Here is a 17,692-nt window from a genome sequence, read left to right as displayed (position 1 = left end):
GGCTAGCGCGCGGCCGGCCCGCCCAGGATGGCGGTCGACTGGCTGGACAGCGTGCCGCCGTTGCCGTGCACCAGCGCGATCTCGGCCCCCGCGACCTGGCGCTGGCCGGCCTGGGCGCGCAGTTGCCGGACCGCCTCGATGATGAGGAAGATGCCGTACATGCCGGGGTGCACGCACGACAATCCGCCGCCATTGGTGTTGACCGGCAGGCGCCCGCCCGGCGCAATGGCGCCGCCCTGCACGAACGCCCCGCCTTCGCCCTTGCGGCAGAAGCCGAGGTCCTCCAGGAACAGCAGGGTATTGATGGTGAAAGCGTCGTACAGCTCGACCACGTCGATATCGTCCACGCCCAGCCCGGCCATGTCGAAGGCGCGCCGCCCCGATTCCGCGGCGGCGGTGACGGTCAGGTCCGCCATGCTGGATATCTGCCGGTTCCACACCGCGGTGGCGCTGCCCAGCACATACACCGGCGGCTGCGCCAGGTCGCGCGCGCGGTCGGCGCGCACCATCACATAGGCGCCGGCGCCATCGGTGACCAGGCAGCAATCGCGCACGCCCAGCGGGTCGGACACCATGCGCGCGCCCAGCACGTCCTCGATGGACAGGGGATCCCGCATGGCGGCCTCGGGATTGAGCCGCGCCCACTGCCGCGCGGCCACGGCCACCTCGGCCAGCTGCTCGCGCGTGGTGCCGTACTGGTGTATGTGCCGCGCGGCGGCCAGCGCATAGGAGGTGACTGGCGAGAGCGGCGCATAAGGCTGCTCGAACGGCTGCGGATCGAGCAGGGCGCGCGCCTTGACGCCTTCCTTGCGGCCGAAGGTGGCGGTTTTCTGGGTACTGCCGTAGCACACCAGCACGGCGTCGCACTGGCCCGCCACGAGGGCCATGACCGAGGGCAGCAGATGCGCCACGAAGCTGGACCCGCCCAGCATGGTCGCCTCGATGTAGCGGGGCCGCAGGCCGAGGTATTCGGCCACCGGCATGCTCCACATGGTGGCCGACGAGCTGCAGGTCGCCAGGCCGTCGATGTCGCGCATCGACAGGCCGGCGTCGGCGACGGCGCGGGCGGCGGCCTGCGCGAGAATCTCCATTTCGGTATGGCCATGGGCTTCGCCCATGCCGGCGTGTCCTACCCCCACGATGGCGACTTGGCCACGCAGGTTCTCCAGGTTCTTCATGCTTCCTCCCGCGCCACGAAAACGAGCGACGGCTCCGCCCCATCGGACCGTACTCGCGCCTGTACCGCCATGCCGATGCGCACCGCGCCCGGGGCCAGCCCCTCGACGCGGCTCATCAGGCGCACCCCTTCTTCGAGGTCGACCAACGCCACGTTGTAGTCGCCGCCCGCCTCGGGCTTGCGCCGCACCACGCTGGTGGAATACACCGTGCCGCGGCCGCTGGGACGAAACCACTGCAGGCGGGCGGCGCCGCAGTGCATGCATATCGCGCGGGGAAAGAACTGGCACGCCTGGCAGGCGTCGCAGCGCTGGATCTCGAACCGGCCTGCGGCCAGCGCGGCGAAATAACGCGCCTGCGGGCCCGGCCCGGGCATCGCGTCAGTCATGCGGGTCTCCTTTTCTCTATGTGCCGCGGGAAGCGGCGCAGGCGCGCCGCGTCCGCTCCCCGCCTGTGGGTCATGGTCATGCGGCGTCGAAATCGCGGCCTTCCTGCGCCAGCCGCCGCAGCAGCGGCGCCGGCGTCCACAGCTCGCCGTGCTCGCGATGGAAGCGCTCGATGGTCTGCAGCACTTCCGGCAGGCCGACCTGGCTGGCGTAGAACATCGGCCCGCCCCGGTGTATGGGGAAGCCGTAGCCGTTGGCGTAGATCACGTCGATATCCGAAGCGCGGGCGGCAATTCCTTCCTCGAGGATCTTCGCCCCTTCGTTGACCAGCGCATACACGGTGCGCTGCACAATCTCGGCGTCGCTGATGTCGCGCCGCGCGATGCCGTCCTCGCGCGCGCAGCGCGCGATCAGGGCGTCCACCTCGGGATCGGGCAGCGGGTCGCGGCTGCCGGGCGCATAGAGGTAGAAGCCAGCGCCAGTCTTCTGGCCCAGCCTGCCCTGCTCGCACAGGCTGTCGGCCACCCGCGAATAGCGCAAGTGCGCCGGCCGGGTGGGCGCCAGCCGCTTGCGCGCCGCCCAACTGATATCCAGGCCGGCCATATCGGCCATGCGCAGTGGGCCCATGGCGAAGCCGAAGCGCTGCAGCGCGCCGTCGACCTGCTGCGGCGAGGCGCCCTCTTCCAGCAGGAAATGCGCCTCGCGGGTGTACGGGCTGACCATGCGGTTGCCGACGAAGCCGTCGCAGACGCCGACCAGCACCGGCAGCTTGCCGATGCGGCGCGCCAGGCGGAACACCGAAGCAATGACGGCGCCGCCGGTGCGCCGCCCGCGCACCACCTCGACCAGCCTCATGACATTGGCGGGGCTGAAGAAATGCGTGCCCAGCACGCGCTCGGGGCGCCCGGTGGCGTCGGCCAGCGCGTCGATATCCAGGCGCGACGTGTTCGACGCCAGCACGGCCTGCGGCTTGCAGGCCCGGTCCAGCGCCCGGAACAGATCGAGCTTGACCGCCATGTCTTCGAATGCCGCTTCGATCACCAGGTCCGCGTCGGCCAGCTCCGCCATGTCGAGGCTGCGGCGGATGCGGCCCAGGCGCGCGTCGCGCTCGGCCCCGGTCAGGCGGCCCTTGGCCACGGTGGCGGCATAGTTCTTCTGGATGGTGGCCCAGCCGCGCTCCAGGGCCGCCGCGTCGCGCTCGACCAGGACCACGTCGATCCCGGCATTGGCCAGGCTCATGGCGATGCCTCCGCCCATGGTGCCGGCGCCCACCACGCCGACGGTCGCGAACGCCAGGTCGCCGCGCCACTCGGCGGGCAGCTTCTGGGCCTGCCGCTCGGCGAAGAACAAATGCCGTTGCGCGCGCGATTGCCCGCCTTCCACCAGTTCGACGAAACGCCGGCGCTCATAGGCCAGGCCCGCGTCGATATCGCTGGCCGCGGCTTGCTCGACGCAATCCACGCAGGTGGCCGGCGCGACGCAGCCGCGATAGCGCCGCTCGCCCAGGGCGCGCGCGCGCGCATAGACCGACGCGTCGGCCGGCGGCGCCGCGCGGCGCGCGCCCAGCACCCGCTGGTCGAGCGCGGCGCCGGCCTGCCGCCGCGCATAATCGACCGCCCGGGCCACCAGGTCGTCCTCGAACACCGCGTCCACCAGGCCCCATTGCGCCGCGGTGCGCGCGTCAACCGGATCGCCCGTGACGATCATGTCCAGCGCCCGCGCCACGCCGATGGCGCGCGGCAGGCGCTGGGTGCCGCCGCCGCCCGGCAGAATGCCCAGCTTCACCTCGGGCAGGCCCAGCATGGCGTCGTGCCCGGCCACTCGATAGTGGCACCCGAGCGCCAGCTCCAGTCCGCCGCCGAGCGCCATGCCATGAATGGCGGCCACGATCGGCTTGCCGGCGCGCTCGAACTGCCGGACGATGTCGCGCAGCGTCGGTTCGCGCGTCGATTGCGGCGTATTGAATTCGCGGATCTCGGCGCCGCCGCAAAACAGCTTGCCGGCCCCCGCCAGCACCACCGCCACGACCTGCGGGTCGGCCAGCGCGGCGTCGACGGCGGCGTGCAGCTCCTGGCGCGTGGCGGCGCCCAGGCTGTTGACCGGCGGGTGGTCGAGCGTCAGCAGCGCCACGCTGCCCTGCGCCCGCATTTCCGTGTGAATGGTGGGCATGGCCTTCACTCCAGCTCCAGCAGCGCCTGGCCCTCGTCGACCTCTTCGCCCGGCGCCGCCAGCACGCGCGCGACCGTGCCGTCGCGCTCGGCCTCCACCGGGATCTCCATCTTCATCGACTCGATCGTGGCCACGACGTCGCCCGCGGCAATGCGGTCGCCGGCATTCACGGCCACCGACACGACGCGGCCGCCCACGGGTGTTTCCAACTTGCTCATTGTGTGTTCTCCTCAGGAAATCTGCGCGGGCGCGTCGGCGGCGGCCAGCACGCGGGCGGCCATGCCGGTCGACAGCCGGCCGGCCCGGAACTCCGGGTCCGCCAGCACCCGCATGACGAATGGAATATTGGTCTTGACGCCTTCGACGCGGAATGCCGCCAGCGCCTGCCCGAGCCGGTCGATCGCCTCGTCCCGCGTCGCCGCGTGGGCAATCACCTTGGCCAGCAGCGGGTCATAGTGGCTGGAGACCCGGCAGCCGGCCGCATAGCCTGTCTCGACCCGCACGCCGTCCCGCGCCGGCGGCTCGAACACCCGCAGCAGGCCGGGCGACGGCAGGAAACGCAACGGGTCTTCGGCATAGACGCGCGCCTGGACGGCATGGCCCGATGGCGCCGGCACGGCCGGCAGCACCGCGTCGATGCGCTCGCCCGCGGCCAGCCGCAGTTGGGCGGCCACCAGGTCCACGCCGGTGATCTGTTCGGTGACGGCGTGCTCGACCTGCAGGCGCGTATTGACCTCCAGGAACGAGAATCCGGTCTGCGGCGTATACAGCATCTCGACGGTGCCGATCACGTCGTAGCCCAGGCCCGCCAGAATATCCCGCAGCTGCGCGGCCATCGCCTCCAGCGCGGCGCGCGCGATGCCCGGCGCCGGCGCCTCTTCGATGACTTTCTGGTGGCGCCGCTGGGTCGAGCAGTCGCGCTCGTGCAGGCAGCGGACGCCGCCGTGACGGTCGGCCAGGAACTGGAACTCTACGTGGCGGGGCGCCTGCAGCAGTTTCTCCAGGTACAGGTCGGCGCGTCCGAAGCCGCGCTCGGCCATGGCCCGGGCGCGCGGCCACTGCGTCGCGATCTCGTCCGGCTCCGCCAGCGGCACCATGCCGATGCCGCCGCCGCCCGCCGCCGGCTTGACCAGCACCGGATAGCCCAGCCCGGCGGCCGCCCGCCGCACCGCATCCAGGTCGTCGCCCAGCACCGCGCTGCTGGGCACCATCGGCATGCCGCGCGCACGCATCGCCTCGCGCGCCTGGACTTTGTGGCCCAGCAGGCGGATCCAGCGCGGCGACGGGCCGACGAAGGTCAGGCCGGCGTCCTCCACCGCCTGGGCAAATTCGGCGCTCTCGGACAGGAAGCCGTAGCCCGGATGCACGGCATCGGCGCCGTGCTCGCGCGCCGCGCGCAGCAGCGTCGCCGCATCCAGGTAGCTGGCCGCGGCCGGCGCCGGGCCGATCAGGCAGGCGTGGTCGGCCTCGCGCAGATAAGGCATGTCGCGGTCCGCCTCGGAATACACCGCGACCGACTCCAGGCCCAGTTCGCGCAGCGCCCGGATCACGCGCCGCGCGACCGCGCCGCGGTTGGCTACCAATACGCGTTTCATGGCGCGCTCCTCAAGGCCGGTAGCCGGCGCGGCGTTCGCCGGGCTGGCGCAGGGGCGCCACCACGTCGATGAATTCGCGCAGCACCGCGCGCGTCTCGGCCGGGTCGATGATGTCCTCGACCACGAAGGCCTCGGCGCTGCGGAACGGCGAGGTCAGGCTGCGCACGCGAGCCTCGATCTCGCGCATCTTGGCCTGCGGGTCCGCCGCGGCCTCGATGTCGGCCTTGTAGGCCACCTCCAGGCCGCCCTCGATGGGCAGCGAGCCCCATTGCGCCGAGGGCCACGCATAGCGGAAGTTGAAGCGTCCCGCGCTCTGGTGCCCGCCGGCGGCCACGCCGAACGCCTTGCGCACCAGGATCGTGCACCAGGGCACAGTGGACTGGGCCACCGCGGTCAGGGCGCGCACCCCGTAGCGCATCGCCCCGGATTTCTCGGCCGCCAGGCCGATCTGGAAACCCGGGATGTCGACGAAATTCACCACCGGCAGGTGAAAGGCTTCCGCCAGGTCCAGCAGACGCGTGAACTTTTCGGCGGCGGGCCCGTCCCAGCCGCCGCCGTAAATGTAGGGATCGCTGGCGAACACGGCCACCGGCCAGCCGTCCAGGCGCGCCAGCCCGGTGATGACGGCGCGGCCCCAGCGGCGCCCCAGCTCCATGAACGAGCCGGGATCCACCAGCGCCTCGACGATCGGCCGCATCTTGTAGACGGCGCGGCTGTCGCGCGGCACGGCCGTGCGCAGCCAGGCCAGGTCCGGGTCGGCCGCCGCGGGCACGGGACCGCGCGGCGGCAGCTCGTGTACCGAGCGCGGCAGGTACGACAGGAAGCGGCGCGCCATCGCGAAGGCGGCCTCCTCGGATTCCGCCTCGTCGTCCACCACGCCATTGCGGGTGTGGATGTCGCTGCCGCCCAGTTCATTCTTGTCCAGCTGCTGCCCGATGCGCGCCACCACCGGCGGGCCGGCGATGAACAACTGCGCCGTGTCGCGCACCATGACCGAGTAATGGCTGGCGGCGACGCGGGCGGCGCCCAGCCCCGCCACCGAGCCCAGCGCCAGCGACACCACCGGCACGGTGGCGAGGTTCTGCGCCATCAGCGGCCACATGCGCAGCTTGGGCAGCAAAGTATGGCCCTTGACCTCGACATTGCGCACCGACCCGCCGCCGCCGGTGCCGTCCACCAGGCGCACCAGCGGCACGCGCAGGTCGTGCGCCATGCGCTCGGACTCGACCAGCTTGTCGCCCACCGCGCCGTCGTTGGCGCCGCCGCGCACGGTGAAATCGTCGGCGGCCACCACCACGGGCCGCGCGTCGATCCGGGCCCGCCCGATCAACAGGTTGGAGGGAGTCAGGTCGAGCAGGCGCCCTTGCTCATCGTACTGGCCGCTGCCGGCCAGCGCTCCCACTTCGCGGAACGAGTCCGCGTCCACCATGCGCTCGATGCGCTCGCGCACCGGCAATTTGCCGCCGTCGCGATGGCGCCGCACTTTCTCCTCGCCGCCCATGCGGGCGGCCAGCCGCTTGCGCAAGGCGAGCTCATCCAGTTCGTTCTGCCACGACACGCTTTGCTCCTTTTTTCGCCGGCATCGCCGCCGGCGTGGTCAATCGATCTTGATGTTGGCGCGCTGGATCAGCGCCTGGTTCTGTTTCAGCTCGTCGGCGATCTTGGCGCGGAAGGCCTGCGGCGACTGCGTCGCCGGCCGGCCCTGGGCAGCCAGCCGCTGGCGCACTTGCGGATCGGCGGCGGCGTCGGCGATGGCCTGGTTCAGGCTGGCGACGACTTCGGGCGGCGTGCCGGCCGGCGCGAACACGCCGACCCAGAAGGAAATGTCGAATTCCGGGTAGCCCAGCTCGGCCACCGCGGGGACATCGGGCAGGTCGTGCCAGCGCTCCTTGGTGGATACGGCCAGCGCCTTGAGCTTGCCGGCCTTGATGAGAGGCACGCCCGACAGTGTGTCGAAGCCGAAATCCACCTCGTTGGCCAGCAGGCCCGCCTCCATCGGCGCCGCGCCGCGGCAAGGCACGTGCAGCATCTGCACGTCGGCCATGGTGGCCAGCTGGGCGCCGGCCAGGTGCATCAGGTTGCCGTTGCCGGCCGATCCGTAGCTGACCGAGCCGGGGTTGCGCCGCGCCATGGCGACCAGGTCCTGGACGCTGTCCACCGCCTGCATGCGGCTGTTGCCGGGATTGATGGTCAGCACGAACGGCACGGCCACCACGGTGGTGACCGGCTCGAAATCCTTCAGCGGGTGGTAGCCCAGGTCCTTGTAGAGCAAGGGGTTGACCGTGATGGAACTGGAGTTGCTGATCAGGATGGTGTAGCCGTCGGGCTCGGCCTGGGCCACGGTGCGGGCCGCGATCATGCCATTGGCGCCGGTCTTGTTTTCCACCACGAAGGACTGTCCGGTGCGGGCGGCCAGGGCGTCGCCGACGATGCGCGCCACGCTGTCGATGGTGCTGCCCGGGCTGAAGCCCACCACGAATTTCACGGGCGCGCCGGGATACGCGGCCAGCGCCGGCGCCGCGCCGGCCAGGGACAACGCCGCGCAGGCGGCGGCCAGCCAGGACTTGCTCTTGTTCATCGATGTCTCCTCTTGTGTTTGTGCGCGCGGCGTCCCGCCGCTAGGGTTTGGCGGCCCCCGCCGCCTGTACCGCCTGGCCCCACTTCTGCTGTTCGGCGGCAATGAACTCGGCGAATTGCTGCGGTGTGCTGTTGGCGACATCGCCGCCCAGCGCCTCGATGCGCTGGCGCATCTGCGGGGTATCGACGATGCGCGCGACATCCTGGTAAATGCGCTGGGCCAGCTCGGGCGGCAGCGAAGCGGGGGCCAGCAGGCCGAACCAGGTGGCGGCTTCGAATCCCGGCATGCCGGCCTCCGCGAAGGTGGGGACCTCCGCCAGGGCCGGCACGCGCTTGCCATGCGCCACGGCCAGGGCGCGCAGCTTGCCGGACTTGATGAGCGGCAATGCCGAGGTGATGGTGGCCAGCATCATCTGCACCTGCCCGCCGGCCAGGTCGGTGAACGCCGGCGCGTCGCCGCGGTACGGCACGTGGATGATCTGCGATTGCGTGGCCAGCTTGAACAGCTCGCCGCTCAGATGCTGGGCAGTGCCATTGCCTGGCGACGCGAAATTGACCTTGTCGCCATGCGCTTTCAGGTAGTCCAGGAACTCGGGCAGCGTGGCCGCCGGCACCGAGGGATTCACCACCAGCACCAGCGGCACCTTGGTGACCAGCGTGATCGGCCTGAAGTCCTGGACCGGGTCGTACGGCAACTGGGGATAGAGATGGCCGCTGATGGTGTGCGCCGAGGTGGTCATGAACAGCGTGTAGCCGTCGCCCGGCGCGCGGGCCACGGCGGCCGCTGCGATGGTCGTGCCGGCGCCGGCGCGGTTTTCCACCACCACGGGCTGCTTCCAGGCCTGCGTCAGTTGCTCCGCCACGGCGCGCGCCACTACGTCGGTGGCCCCGCCGGCCGGATAGGGCACGACCATGCTGACGGGCCGGGCGGGATACGGATCGGCGTGCGCCACGGCGCCTGTCAACACCATCGCGCACAGGCTGGCGCGGATCCACTGCTTGAGCATTTTTACGAATCTCCTCTTGTCATCTCAGGATCGTTTGTAATATTCTTCGTGTTCCGTTGTGCAGAACACATATTCTATTTTATAGGTTGTGCCCGACAAGGTGTCAACGACAAAATGCTGTCATCCAGGTTTTCCCCACCTGCGGACAGCCACGCCACGACAAGGAACCGCATGCATGTCCGCCGCTTCTGAAACTCCCCACGCCCTCAAGCCGCTGCTCATCGCCGGCGAATGGATCGCCGCGCCCGGGCAGGCGTTCGAATCCATCAACCCCGCCACCGGACAAACCAATTTCCTGATCAGCGCGGCCTCCGAGGCCCATGTGGACCAGGCCGTCGAGAGCGCCTGGAATGCCGTGCGGCAGCCCGCCTGGCGCGACATGCTGCCGCACAAGCGGGCCGCCTTGCTGCGCGCCATAGCCGACGGGATGGACCGCCACGCCGATACGCTGGCGCGCCTGCAGATGATCGAGAACGGCAAGGTCCAGGCGGAATGCCGGGCCCAGGTCGCCAGCGCGTCGGCCACATTCCGCTACTACGCCGGCGTGTGCGAGACGCTCACGGCCGAAGTCACGCCGCCGCGCGGCGATTACCTGTCGATGACGCAATACGAGCCCTACGGCGTGGTGGCGGCCATCACGCCATGGAATTCGCCCATGACCATGGAGGCGCAGAAGGTCGCGCCGGCGCTGGCGGCGGGCAACGCGGTCATCCTCAAGCCGTCGGAGGTCACTTCCTCGCCGGCGCTGGAACTGGGCCGCATCGCGCTCGAGGCCGGCCTGCCGCCGGGCATCCTCAATGTCGTCACCGGGCTGGGCGCCACCGCCGGCAAGCGGCTGGTGGAGCATCCCGGCGTGCGCATGGTGTCGTTCACCGGCGGCACGGCCAGCGGCCGCGCGATCGCGCGGGCGGCCGCCGACAAGCTGATGCCGGTGGCGCTCGAACTGGGCGGCAAGTCGCCGCACATCGTGTTCGCCGACGCCGCGCAGGACGCCGCCATCGACGCCGTCATCGGCGGCATCTTCGAGGGCAGCGGCCAATCGTGCGTGGCGGGTTCGCGGCTGTACGTGCAGCGCGGCATCGCGCAGGCCTTCATTGAACAGCTGGTGGCGCGCGCGGGGCGGCTCAAGGTCGGCTTGCCGGACGCGGCCGGCGCGCAGATGGGGCCGATCGCTTCGTTCGCGCACCGCGACAAGATCGAAGGCATGGTGGGCACGGCGCTGGAAGACGGCGGCGAGATCCTGCTGGGCGGGCGGCGTCCCGACAGCGACGCGCTGCGTGCGGGCGCGTTCTATCTGCCGACCATCCTGGGCCGGCTGGACGGCAACGCCCGCGTGGTGCGCGAAGAGATCTTCGGGCCGGTGCTGTGCGTGTTGCCGTTCGACGACGAAGAAGACCTGGTCGCGCAGGCCAACGACAGCGCATACGGGCTGGCGGCCGGCATCTGGACCGCCGATTACCGGCGCGCCTGGCGGGTGGCGCGCCGGCTGGAAGCGGGCAGCGTATGGATCAACACCTACAAGCAGCTTTCCATCGCCACGCCGTTCGGCGGCTTCAAGCAGAGCGGCATCGGGCGCGAGAAAGGCTTGTCCGGCCTGCGCCTGTACCAGCAATCCAAGGGCATCTACTGGGGCCTGTAAACAGGCCGCGACAATCACGGAGAACATTCACATGACTGACTTCAAGCATGCCGGCTTCATCGGCATGGGCGTTATGGGCGAACCCATCTGCCGCAACCTGGCGCAAAAGAGCGGGCTGCCCGTGCTCGGCTACGACAGCAACCCCGCCCCGCTGCAGCGGCTGGCCGCGCACGGCGTCGCCGCGGCCGCCTCGCTGGCGGACGTGGCGGCGCGCAGCGATGTGCTGTTTCTTTCCCTGCCCTCGGGCGAGGTCGTGGCCGAGGTCGCGCGCGCGCCCCTGGGGCTGCTGGCCAGCACGCGGCCCGGCCAGGTGATCGTGGACACCAGCACGTCGCCGGTGGACGTCACGCGCGCGCTGGCCGCCGAGTTCGCCGCCAAGGGCGCCATCTTCATCGACGCGCCGGTGGCCCGCACGCGCGCGGCCGCCGAGGCCGGCACACTGTCGGTAATGGTGGGCGCCAGCGAAGAGGTGTATGCGCGGGTGCGGCCGCTGATCGCCACCTTCGCGTCGGAGATCACGCACTGCGGCCCCGTCGGGTGCGGCCAGGTGGTCAAGATCCTCAATAACATGGTGCTGTTCGAGACCGTCGCGGCGCTGTCGGAGGCGCGCGCCATCGCGCGGCGCTCGGGAGTCGACCCGCAAGTGCTGCTGGAGACCTTCACGCGGGGCTCGGCCGACAGCTTCGCATTGCGCAACCATGGCTTAAAGGCTATTCTCCCCGGTGAGTTTCCCGAGAAAGCCTTTCCGGTCGAATATGCCCGCAAGGACCTGCGCTACGCATTGGCCCTGGCCGCGCAGACTGGCGTGAACGCGCCGGGCGCGCGCACCGTCGATCAGTGGTTCGCGGCCGCCATCGAGCAAGGCCACGGCAGCCGCTATTTTCCGGTGATCAGCCGGCTCGTCGACGCGGATTCGCCCTAGAACCTGCACCCTCGTCCATGCCCCGCAGCCCCCAACCCGAGCCCTCCTCCGACGGCGTAGCCGCCGTCGAACGCGCACTGGCCATCGTCGATGCCGTCGCGCAACACACCGACGCCATCACGCTGGCCGACCTGTCCCGTGCCACGGGCTTCTACAAAAGCACTTTGCTGCGGCTCATCGCGTCGCTCGAAAAGGCCGCCCTGGTGGTGCGTCGCAACGACGGGCGCTATGCGCTCGGCCCGTACGCGCACCGCCTGGGGCGCGCCTACGAAGCCACCTACCGCCTGACCGAAACCGTGCAGCCGCTGCTGCAGCAACTGGTCGATCAGGGCACCGAGAGCGCCTCGTTCCATGCCTACCACGACGCCCGCACGCGCATGTGCCTGCTGCGCGTCGACTCGCACCACTCGACGCTCGACCGCATCCGCGTGGGCGACCTGCTGCCGCTCGACAAGGGCGCCGCCGGCCGCCTGCTGACAGCCTACCTGATCAAGCGCCAGTCGGTCGCCGACGCCGGCCTGGCCATGATCTCCATGGGCGAGCGCGACCCGAACTGCGCGGCGGTGGCCTGCCCGGTGTTCGGCCCCGACGGCGAGATGTGCGGAGCCATCTCGCTGTCCGGCCCCAAGGAACGCTTCACCCCCGCCGCCGTCAAGAAGATGTCGCGGCTGGCCGGCGAAGCGGCCGCGGCGGCAACCCAGGCGCTGGGCGGACGCTGGCCCGCCGGCAAGGCCTAGCCAGTTTGGCAGGGGCCACGCGCCCGGGTATGGAGGGCGCGCCTCAAGCCCCCTTGCCCAGCCCCAGGTAGCTTTCGATCACCCGCGGATTGCCGGCCAGTTCGCGCGCCGGCCCGTGCAGGATCACCTCGCCGGTCTCGAGCACGTAGCCGTAGTCGGCCACCTGCAGCGCGGCGCGGGCGTTCTGCTCGACCAGCAGGATGGCCACCCCGGTTTCGCGCAGCCGCGCAATAATGTGGAAAATCTCGCGCACGATGCGCGGCGCCAGGCCCAGGCTGGGCTCGTCCAGCATCAGCAGGCGCGGCTTGGCCATCAGCGCCCGGCCGACCGCCAGCATCTGGCGTTCGCCGCCCGACAGCGTGCCGGCTTCCTGGCGCCGCCGTTCGCGCAGGCGCGGGAACAGTTCGAACACTTCGTCCAGGGTGCCGCGCCAGCCGCTTTCGCGCGCCCGGTAGCGGCGGAATCCCCCCAGCAGCAGGTTGTCTTCCACCGACATGCTGCCGAACAGCTCGCGCCGCTCCGGGACCAGCGACATGCCGGCGGCGACGCGCCGCTCGACCGGCCAGCCCGATACGTCGGCGCCCGCGTAGCAGACCGCGCCGGACGCGTGGCCAGAGGTCGGCAGCGCGCCCATCATGGCATTGAGCAGCGTGGACTTGCCCGCGCCGTTGGCGCCGATCACCGTCACAATGCTGCCCGGCGCCACGCTCAGGGTCGCGTCGCTGAGCGCGCCGACTTTGCCGTAGCGGGCGCTCAGGCCGCGCACATCGAGAATCGGTTGCTGGCTCATTGCGCGCTCCCGCCCGCCGGCACGGCCGCATCGGACTCCGGCAGATCGTCGTCGATGCCGCCCAGGTAGGCTTCCAGCACGGCAGGGTTCTGCTGCACCTCGGCCGGTACGCCCTCGGCCAGCTTGGTGCCGAAATCCATCACCACCAGGTGGTTGGTCAAGCGCATGACGAAATCCATATCGTGTTCCACCAGGAGGATGCTCATGCCCTCGGCGCGCAGCTGCTCCAGCACCTGCGCCAGCTCCTGCTTTTCCTTGTAGCGCAGTCCGGCGGCGGGCTCGTCGAGCAGCAGCAGGACCGGGTCGCTGGCCAGCGCGCGCGCGATCTCCAGGATGCGCTGCTGGCCCAGGGCCAGGTTGCCGGCCTGTTCGTACAGATAGTCGCCCAGCCCGACCCGGGCGAGCTGCTGGGCCGCCTCGTGCAGCAGGCGCGCTTCCTGCGCCCGCTCGCTGTGCAGCGCGCCGGCCATCACGCCGACGTCGGAACGCAAGTGCGCGCCGAGCGCCACGTTCTCCAGCACCGACATGCCAGGCAGCAGCTGCACATGCTGGAACGTGCGGCCGACGCCGCGCCGGGCGATCTCCCGCGCCGACTGGCCATCGATGCGCTCGCCCAGGAAGCGCACCTGGCCGCGCGTGGCGGGCAGCACGCCGCTGATCAGGTTGAACGTCGTGCTCTTGCCCGCGCCGTTGGGGCCGATCAGGCCGACGATCTCGCCGGCGCGCACCTTGAACGAAATGTCGTTGACGGCAACCAGTCCGCCGAACTCCTTGCGCACGGCATCGACTTCCAGCACGAGCGCGCCGCCCTGCGGCCGCTCGCGATGCGGCAGGGCCGGCGCCGCCGGCGGGGCCGCCAGACGCCGGCGCGAGCCGGCCGCCCCGGTCAGGCGCGCCCAGCCGGCCGACAGGATCGGCCACAAGCCATTGGCCGCGTACTGCAGCACCAGGATCAACAGCACGCCGAAGACGATCAGCTCGAAGTTGGCGTTGGTGTCCAGCAAGGCCGGCAACAGGCTCTGCAACTGGTCTTTCAGGCCCAGGATGACGGCCGACCCCACCAGTGCGCCCCAGACGTGGCCGGCGCCGCCGACCACCGCCATGAACAGGTATTCGATGCCGTAGTTCAAGCCGAACGGGCTGGGGCTGACGGCGCGCTGCATGTGGGCGTAGATCCAGCCCGACAGGCAGGCCAGCAGCGCCGCCCAGACAAAAATCACAACCTTGTAGGCAGCGGTGTTGACGCCCATCGACTCCGCCATGCCGGCGCCGCTCTTGAGCGCCCGGATGGCGCGCCCGGGGCGCGAGCTGAGCAGGTTGCTGGTGGCCCACAGCGAGAGCAGCAGGAACAGCCAGATCAGGTAATAGATATGGCGCCCGCTGGCCAGCGAAAAGCCGAACACGCTAATCGGCTCCAGCCCGGCGATGCCATCGTGCTTGCCCAGCCAGTCCAGGTTGCCGAACAGGAAATAGAGCGACAGCCCCCAGGCGATGGTGCCCAGCGGCAGGTAGTGGCCGGACAGGCGCAGCGTGATGACGCCCAGCAGATACGCCACCACGGCGGTCAGCAGTAAACCCACGGGCAGCGCCAGCCAGGGCGATGCGCCATAGTGGCTGGTCAACACGGCGGTGGTGTAGGCGCCCAGCCCGACGAAGGCGGCCTGGCCGAACGAGGTCAGCCCGCCCACGCCGGTCAGCAGCACCAGGCCCAGCGCGACCATGGCGGCCAGCCCGATGTAGTTGAGTTGCGTGATCCAGAATTCCGGCGTGGCCGGCACCAGCGGCAGGATCGCGATAAAGGCGACGAACAGGATGAGCAGGATGCGGTTCATGGGGTTCATGGGATCACTCCTCGTCGTCGGCGTGATGGCTGCCGAACGAACGCCACACCAGAACCGGGATAATCAGTGTGAACACGATGACTTCTTTGTAGGCGCTGGCCCAGAACGACGAGAAAGCCTCCAGCACGCCGACCAGCACCGCGCCGGCGGCCGCCACCGGGTAGCTGCCCAGGCCGCCGATGATGGCTCCCACGAAACCCTTCAGGCCGATGAGGAAACCAGTGTCGTAATAAACCGTGGTGATGGGCGCGATCAGCATGCCCGACATGGCCCCGATGGCGACCGCCAGCGTGAAGGTCAGGCTGCCCGACATGGTGGTGCTGATGCCCACCAGGCGCGCGCCGCGGCGGTTCACCGCGGTGGCGCGCAGCGCCCGCCCATACAGGGTCTTGTCGAAGAACAGCCACAGCGCCACGATGAGCAGCACGCAAGTGCCCACCACGAACAGGCTCTGCGCCGACCACGTCACCGGGCCCAGTTCGACCTGGCCGCTCACGAAGGCGGGAGTGCGCCAGCCTTCGGCGCCGAAGAACACCAGCGCCAGCCCGGTCAGCGCGAAATGCACCGCCACCGACACGATCAGCAGCACCAGCACCGATGCCTCGGCCAGCGGCTGGTAGACGATGCGGTACACCATCGGCCCCATCGGGATGATGAGCACCAGCGCAAGCAGCATGTTGAGCCACAGGGAGTTGTCGCTGCCCACATAGGCAGTGGTCAGCCACAGCAGCGCCAGCGGCAGCGCCACGCAGCTCGCCAGCACCTTGGGCAGCGCGCCCCAGTTGCCGGTGCGCAGGGCGCGCAATATTTCCAGCACCAGCACGATGGCGCCCAGCAGCGGCAGCAGATAGGCAGTGCCGGGAATGCGGCCATTGACCAGCATGGCCAGCGTCAGGGCGCCGAACGCCACGAACTCGCCCTGCGGAATGAAGATGACACGGGTGACGGTGAAGACCAGCACCAGCGCCATGCCCAGCAGTGCATAGATGGCACCGTTGACGATGCCGTCCTGCAGCAGGATCAGCGCTATAGAGAAATCCATCGAACCACTACCTTATGGGTTTCCGGGCATCGCCGGCCCCGCTCCGGACAATGCCGCGAATACGACACACCGGCCTGGCGGCCGGTGCGCAGAGATGCCGGCGGGGCGGCGGCGCCACGCCGGCGGCAATACGGTCACAGGTCGGGCTGATACACCCACTTGCCGTTTTCCACCTTGACCATGACGCGCGAGCGCTCGTCGAAGCCGGCGTGATCGGTGGGGCTCATGTTGAACACCCCTTGCGAGGCGGGCAAGTCCTTGATGCCTTCCAGCGCGTCGCGCATGGCGGCGCGGAATTCGGGCGTGCCGGGCTTGGCGCCGCTCTTGAGCGCGGTGGGCAGCGCGGCCACGATGAGCTGGCCCGCGTCCCACATATGGCCGCCGAAGGTGTTGGTCGAACCGTCGCCATGCTTGGCCTCGTAGGCCTGGGTGTAGGCCAGCGCCGATTTCTTCACCGGGTTGCTGTCGGGCAGTTGCTCGGCCACCAGCAGCGGGCCGGCGGGCAGCAGCATGCCTTCGCAATCCTTGCCGCAGACGCGCAGCACGTCGTTGTTGGCGGCGCCGTGGGTCTGGTAGATGGTGCCCTGGTAGTTGCGGGCGCGCAGCTCTTTTTGCGGCAGGGCCGACGGCGTGCCGGCTCCGGCGATGAGGATGGCGTCGGGCTTGGCGCTGACCAGCTTGAGCACCTGGCCGGTGACGCTGGTATCGGTGCGGCCGTATTTCTCGACGGCGGTGATCTCGATGCCCTTGCCCTTGAGGGCGTCGCGCATCACGGCCAGCCAGCTGTCGCCATAGGCGTCGGCGAAGCCGATGAAGCCGAGGGTCTTGACCTTGGCCTTGACCAGGGCGTCGGCCAGGGCGCTGGCCATCAGCGCATCGTTCTGCGGCGTCTTGAACACCCAGCGGCGCTTGTCGTCGACCGGCTCGACGATCTTGGCGCTGGCGGCCACGCTGATCATCGGCACCTTGGCCTCGGCGGCGACGTCGACCATCGCCAGCGAGCCCGGCGTGACGGACGTGCCGACCAGCACGTCCACCTTGTCCTCGGAAACCAGCTTGCGGGAGTTTTTCACGGCCTGGGTGATGTCGGTGGCATCGTCCAGGACGATCCATTCGATCTTCTGGCCGGCGACTTCGGTCGGCAGCAAGGCGACGGTATTACGCTCGGGGATGCCCAGCGAAGCGGCGGGACCGGTGCTGGCGACCGTGACACCGACCTTGACCTGCGCGCCGGCGAGCAGCGGCAGGCTCAAGGCAACGGCCGCGGCGGCCACGGACAAGCGGGAGTGCTTGCGCGTCATTTGTTGTCTCCTGTGAGGGCTCTTGTTATTGCCCCGACGGGGTACGCCGAGCCCGGTTGAACGTCATACAGAAAAATGCTTAAACGGCCTTGAAGTGTATCAAATACCCCTCAAATAAAACCCCGTGACTTCCCTAGTGTAGTGAGTTGGCGTTGGTCTGCTTGCTTATAGGTGTTTGAGTCCTTGAGTTCTTGAGGCGCCCGCGCGTGCCGGCGGGACCCGGCGGCCACGTCGCTCGGCTCGGGCGCGCCACCAGGCGCCCTCGGCCCCTGCGGGGCTGCCCTCGCTCCAACTGGCCGCCCGGGCCCCGCCGGCACGCGCGGGCTCGCAGTGTCTCATAGCGATGTCAGGCCCCTCGTGCGTACCGTCGGCTGCTCCATCCGTCCGGTGTCAGACACCCCGTCCACGTCGGCTCCCCAAGCACGACTGTATGTGGGGTGTCTGACACCTACCTGCGCGGAAATCCAGCTCCGAGCAAAATCGAACGCATTTGATAATGGCGAATCTTGC

Annotated in this window: 15 protein-coding genes; 3 read left to right on the top strand and 12 right to left on the bottom strand. The window is 69.8% G+C overall.

The genetic code is table 11. The annotated features are described in order from the left end of the window. Window positions 1-2: 2 nt before the first annotated feature. The 8 genes from CAL24_RS05770 to CAL24_RS05735 form a co-directional block, all read right to left on the bottom strand. Entirely contained in the window at window positions 3-1,178 is a 1,176-nt protein-coding gene (locus tag CAL24_RS05770) for a thiolase (protein ID WP_094805991.1), read from the bottom strand. Then, entirely contained in the window at window positions 1,175-1,564 is a 390-nt protein-coding gene (locus CAL24_RS05765; protein WP_094805990.1) for a Zn-ribbon domain-containing OB-fold protein, read from the bottom strand. Before CAL24_RS05765 ends, CAL24_RS05770 begins: the two co-directional genes overlap by 4 nt. 76 nt (window positions 1,565-1,640) lie before the next feature. Beyond that, complete coding sequence (locus CAL24_RS05760; protein ID WP_094806501.1) at window positions 1,641-3,731, bottom strand: 3-hydroxyacyl-CoA dehydrogenase NAD-binding domain-containing protein; 2,091 nt, start codon at window positions 3,729-3,731, stop codon at window positions 1,641-1,643. 5 nt (window positions 3,732-3,736) lie between these two features. Then, on the bottom strand, window positions 3,737-3,949 hold the full coding sequence (locus CAL24_RS05755; protein WP_028356409.1) for an acetyl-CoA carboxylase biotin carboxyl carrier protein subunit: 213 nt from the start codon (window positions 3,947-3,949) through the stop codon (window positions 3,737-3,739). 12 nt (window positions 3,950-3,961) lie between these two features. Further along, complete coding sequence (locus tag CAL24_RS05750) at window positions 3,962-5,326, bottom strand: acetyl-CoA carboxylase biotin carboxylase subunit (RefSeq protein WP_094805988.1); 1,365 nt, start codon at window positions 5,324-5,326, stop codon at window positions 3,962-3,964. Window positions 5,327-5,336: 10 nt separating this feature from the next. Next, window positions 5,337-6,884: an acyl-CoA carboxylase subunit beta gene (locus CAL24_RS05745; protein WP_094805987.1), complete on the bottom strand. Its 1,548-nt coding sequence runs from the start codon at window positions 6,882-6,884 to the stop codon at window positions 5,337-5,339. Window positions 6,885-6,923: 39 nt separating this feature from the next. Beyond that, entirely contained in the window at window positions 6,924-7,904 is a 981-nt protein-coding gene (locus CAL24_RS05740) for a Bug family tripartite tricarboxylate transporter substrate binding protein (RefSeq protein WP_094805985.1), read from the bottom strand. Window positions 7,905-7,944: 40 nt separating this feature from the next. Next, complete coding sequence (locus tag CAL24_RS05735; protein WP_094805983.1) at window positions 7,945-8,910, bottom strand: tripartite tricarboxylate transporter substrate binding protein; 966 nt, start codon at window positions 8,908-8,910, stop codon at window positions 7,945-7,947. A gap of 175 nt (window positions 8,911-9,085) precedes the next feature. Here CAL24_RS05735 and CAL24_RS05730 point away from each other — a divergent pair, with 175 nt between their 5' ends. Genes CAL24_RS05730 through CAL24_RS05720 form a run of 3 tightly spaced genes read left to right on the top strand, consistent with a single transcriptional unit; the run spans window position 9,086 to window position 12,208 of the window. Next, the gene (locus CAL24_RS05730) at window positions 9,086-10,549 is read left to right on the top strand and encodes an aldehyde dehydrogenase (protein WP_094805982.1); all 1,464 of its coding nucleotides are present in this window, start codon (window positions 9,086-9,088) and stop codon (window positions 10,547-10,549) included. A 31-nt stretch (window positions 10,550-10,580) separates the two neighbouring features. Further along, window positions 10,581-11,471: an NAD(P)-dependent oxidoreductase gene (locus CAL24_RS05725; protein WP_028356415.1), complete on the top strand. Its 891-nt coding sequence runs from the start codon at window positions 10,581-10,583 to the stop codon at window positions 11,469-11,471. A 17-nt stretch (window positions 11,472-11,488) separates the two neighbouring features. After that, window positions 11,489-12,208 (top strand): IclR family transcriptional regulator, encoded by a 720-nt coding sequence (locus tag CAL24_RS05720; protein ID WP_028356416.1) that lies wholly within the window; start codon window positions 11,489-11,491, stop codon window positions 12,206-12,208. 43 nt (window positions 12,209-12,251) lie between these two features. Here the strand turns inward: CAL24_RS05720 and CAL24_RS05715 are convergent, their stop codons facing one another. From CAL24_RS05715 to CAL24_RS05700, 4 genes are all read right to left on the bottom strand, one after another. Then, window positions 12,252-12,998, bottom strand: coding sequence for an ABC transporter ATP-binding protein (locus CAL24_RS05715; protein ID WP_094805980.1), 747 nt, complete (start codon window positions 12,996-12,998; stop codon window positions 12,252-12,254). Next, window positions 12,995-14,830 (bottom strand): branched-chain amino acid ABC transporter ATP-binding protein/permease, encoded by a 1,836-nt coding sequence (locus CAL24_RS05710; protein WP_094806500.1) that lies wholly within the window; start codon window positions 14,828-14,830, stop codon window positions 12,995-12,997. Before CAL24_RS05710 ends, CAL24_RS05715 begins: the two co-directional genes overlap by 4 nt. A 13-nt stretch (window positions 14,831-14,843) precedes the next feature. Beyond that, window positions 14,844-15,881 (bottom strand): branched-chain amino acid ABC transporter permease, encoded by a 1,038-nt coding sequence (locus CAL24_RS05705; RefSeq protein ID WP_094805978.1) that lies wholly within the window; start codon window positions 15,879-15,881, stop codon window positions 14,844-14,846. A gap of 134 nt (window positions 15,882-16,015) precedes the next feature. Continuing rightward, entirely contained in the window at window positions 16,016-17,182 is a 1,167-nt protein-coding gene (locus CAL24_RS05700; RefSeq protein ID WP_094805977.1) for an ABC transporter substrate-binding protein, read from the bottom strand. Window positions 17,183-17,692 lie beyond the last annotated feature (510 nt).

The sequence above is a fragment of the Bordetella genomosp. 2 genome (assembly GCF_002261345.1).
Lineage (GTDB): Bacteria > Pseudomonadota > Gammaproteobacteria > Burkholderiales > Burkholderiaceae_B > Bordetella_A.
Note: the sequence above shows the minus strand (reverse complement) of the source record. Positions and strands in the feature narration are given on the sequence as shown.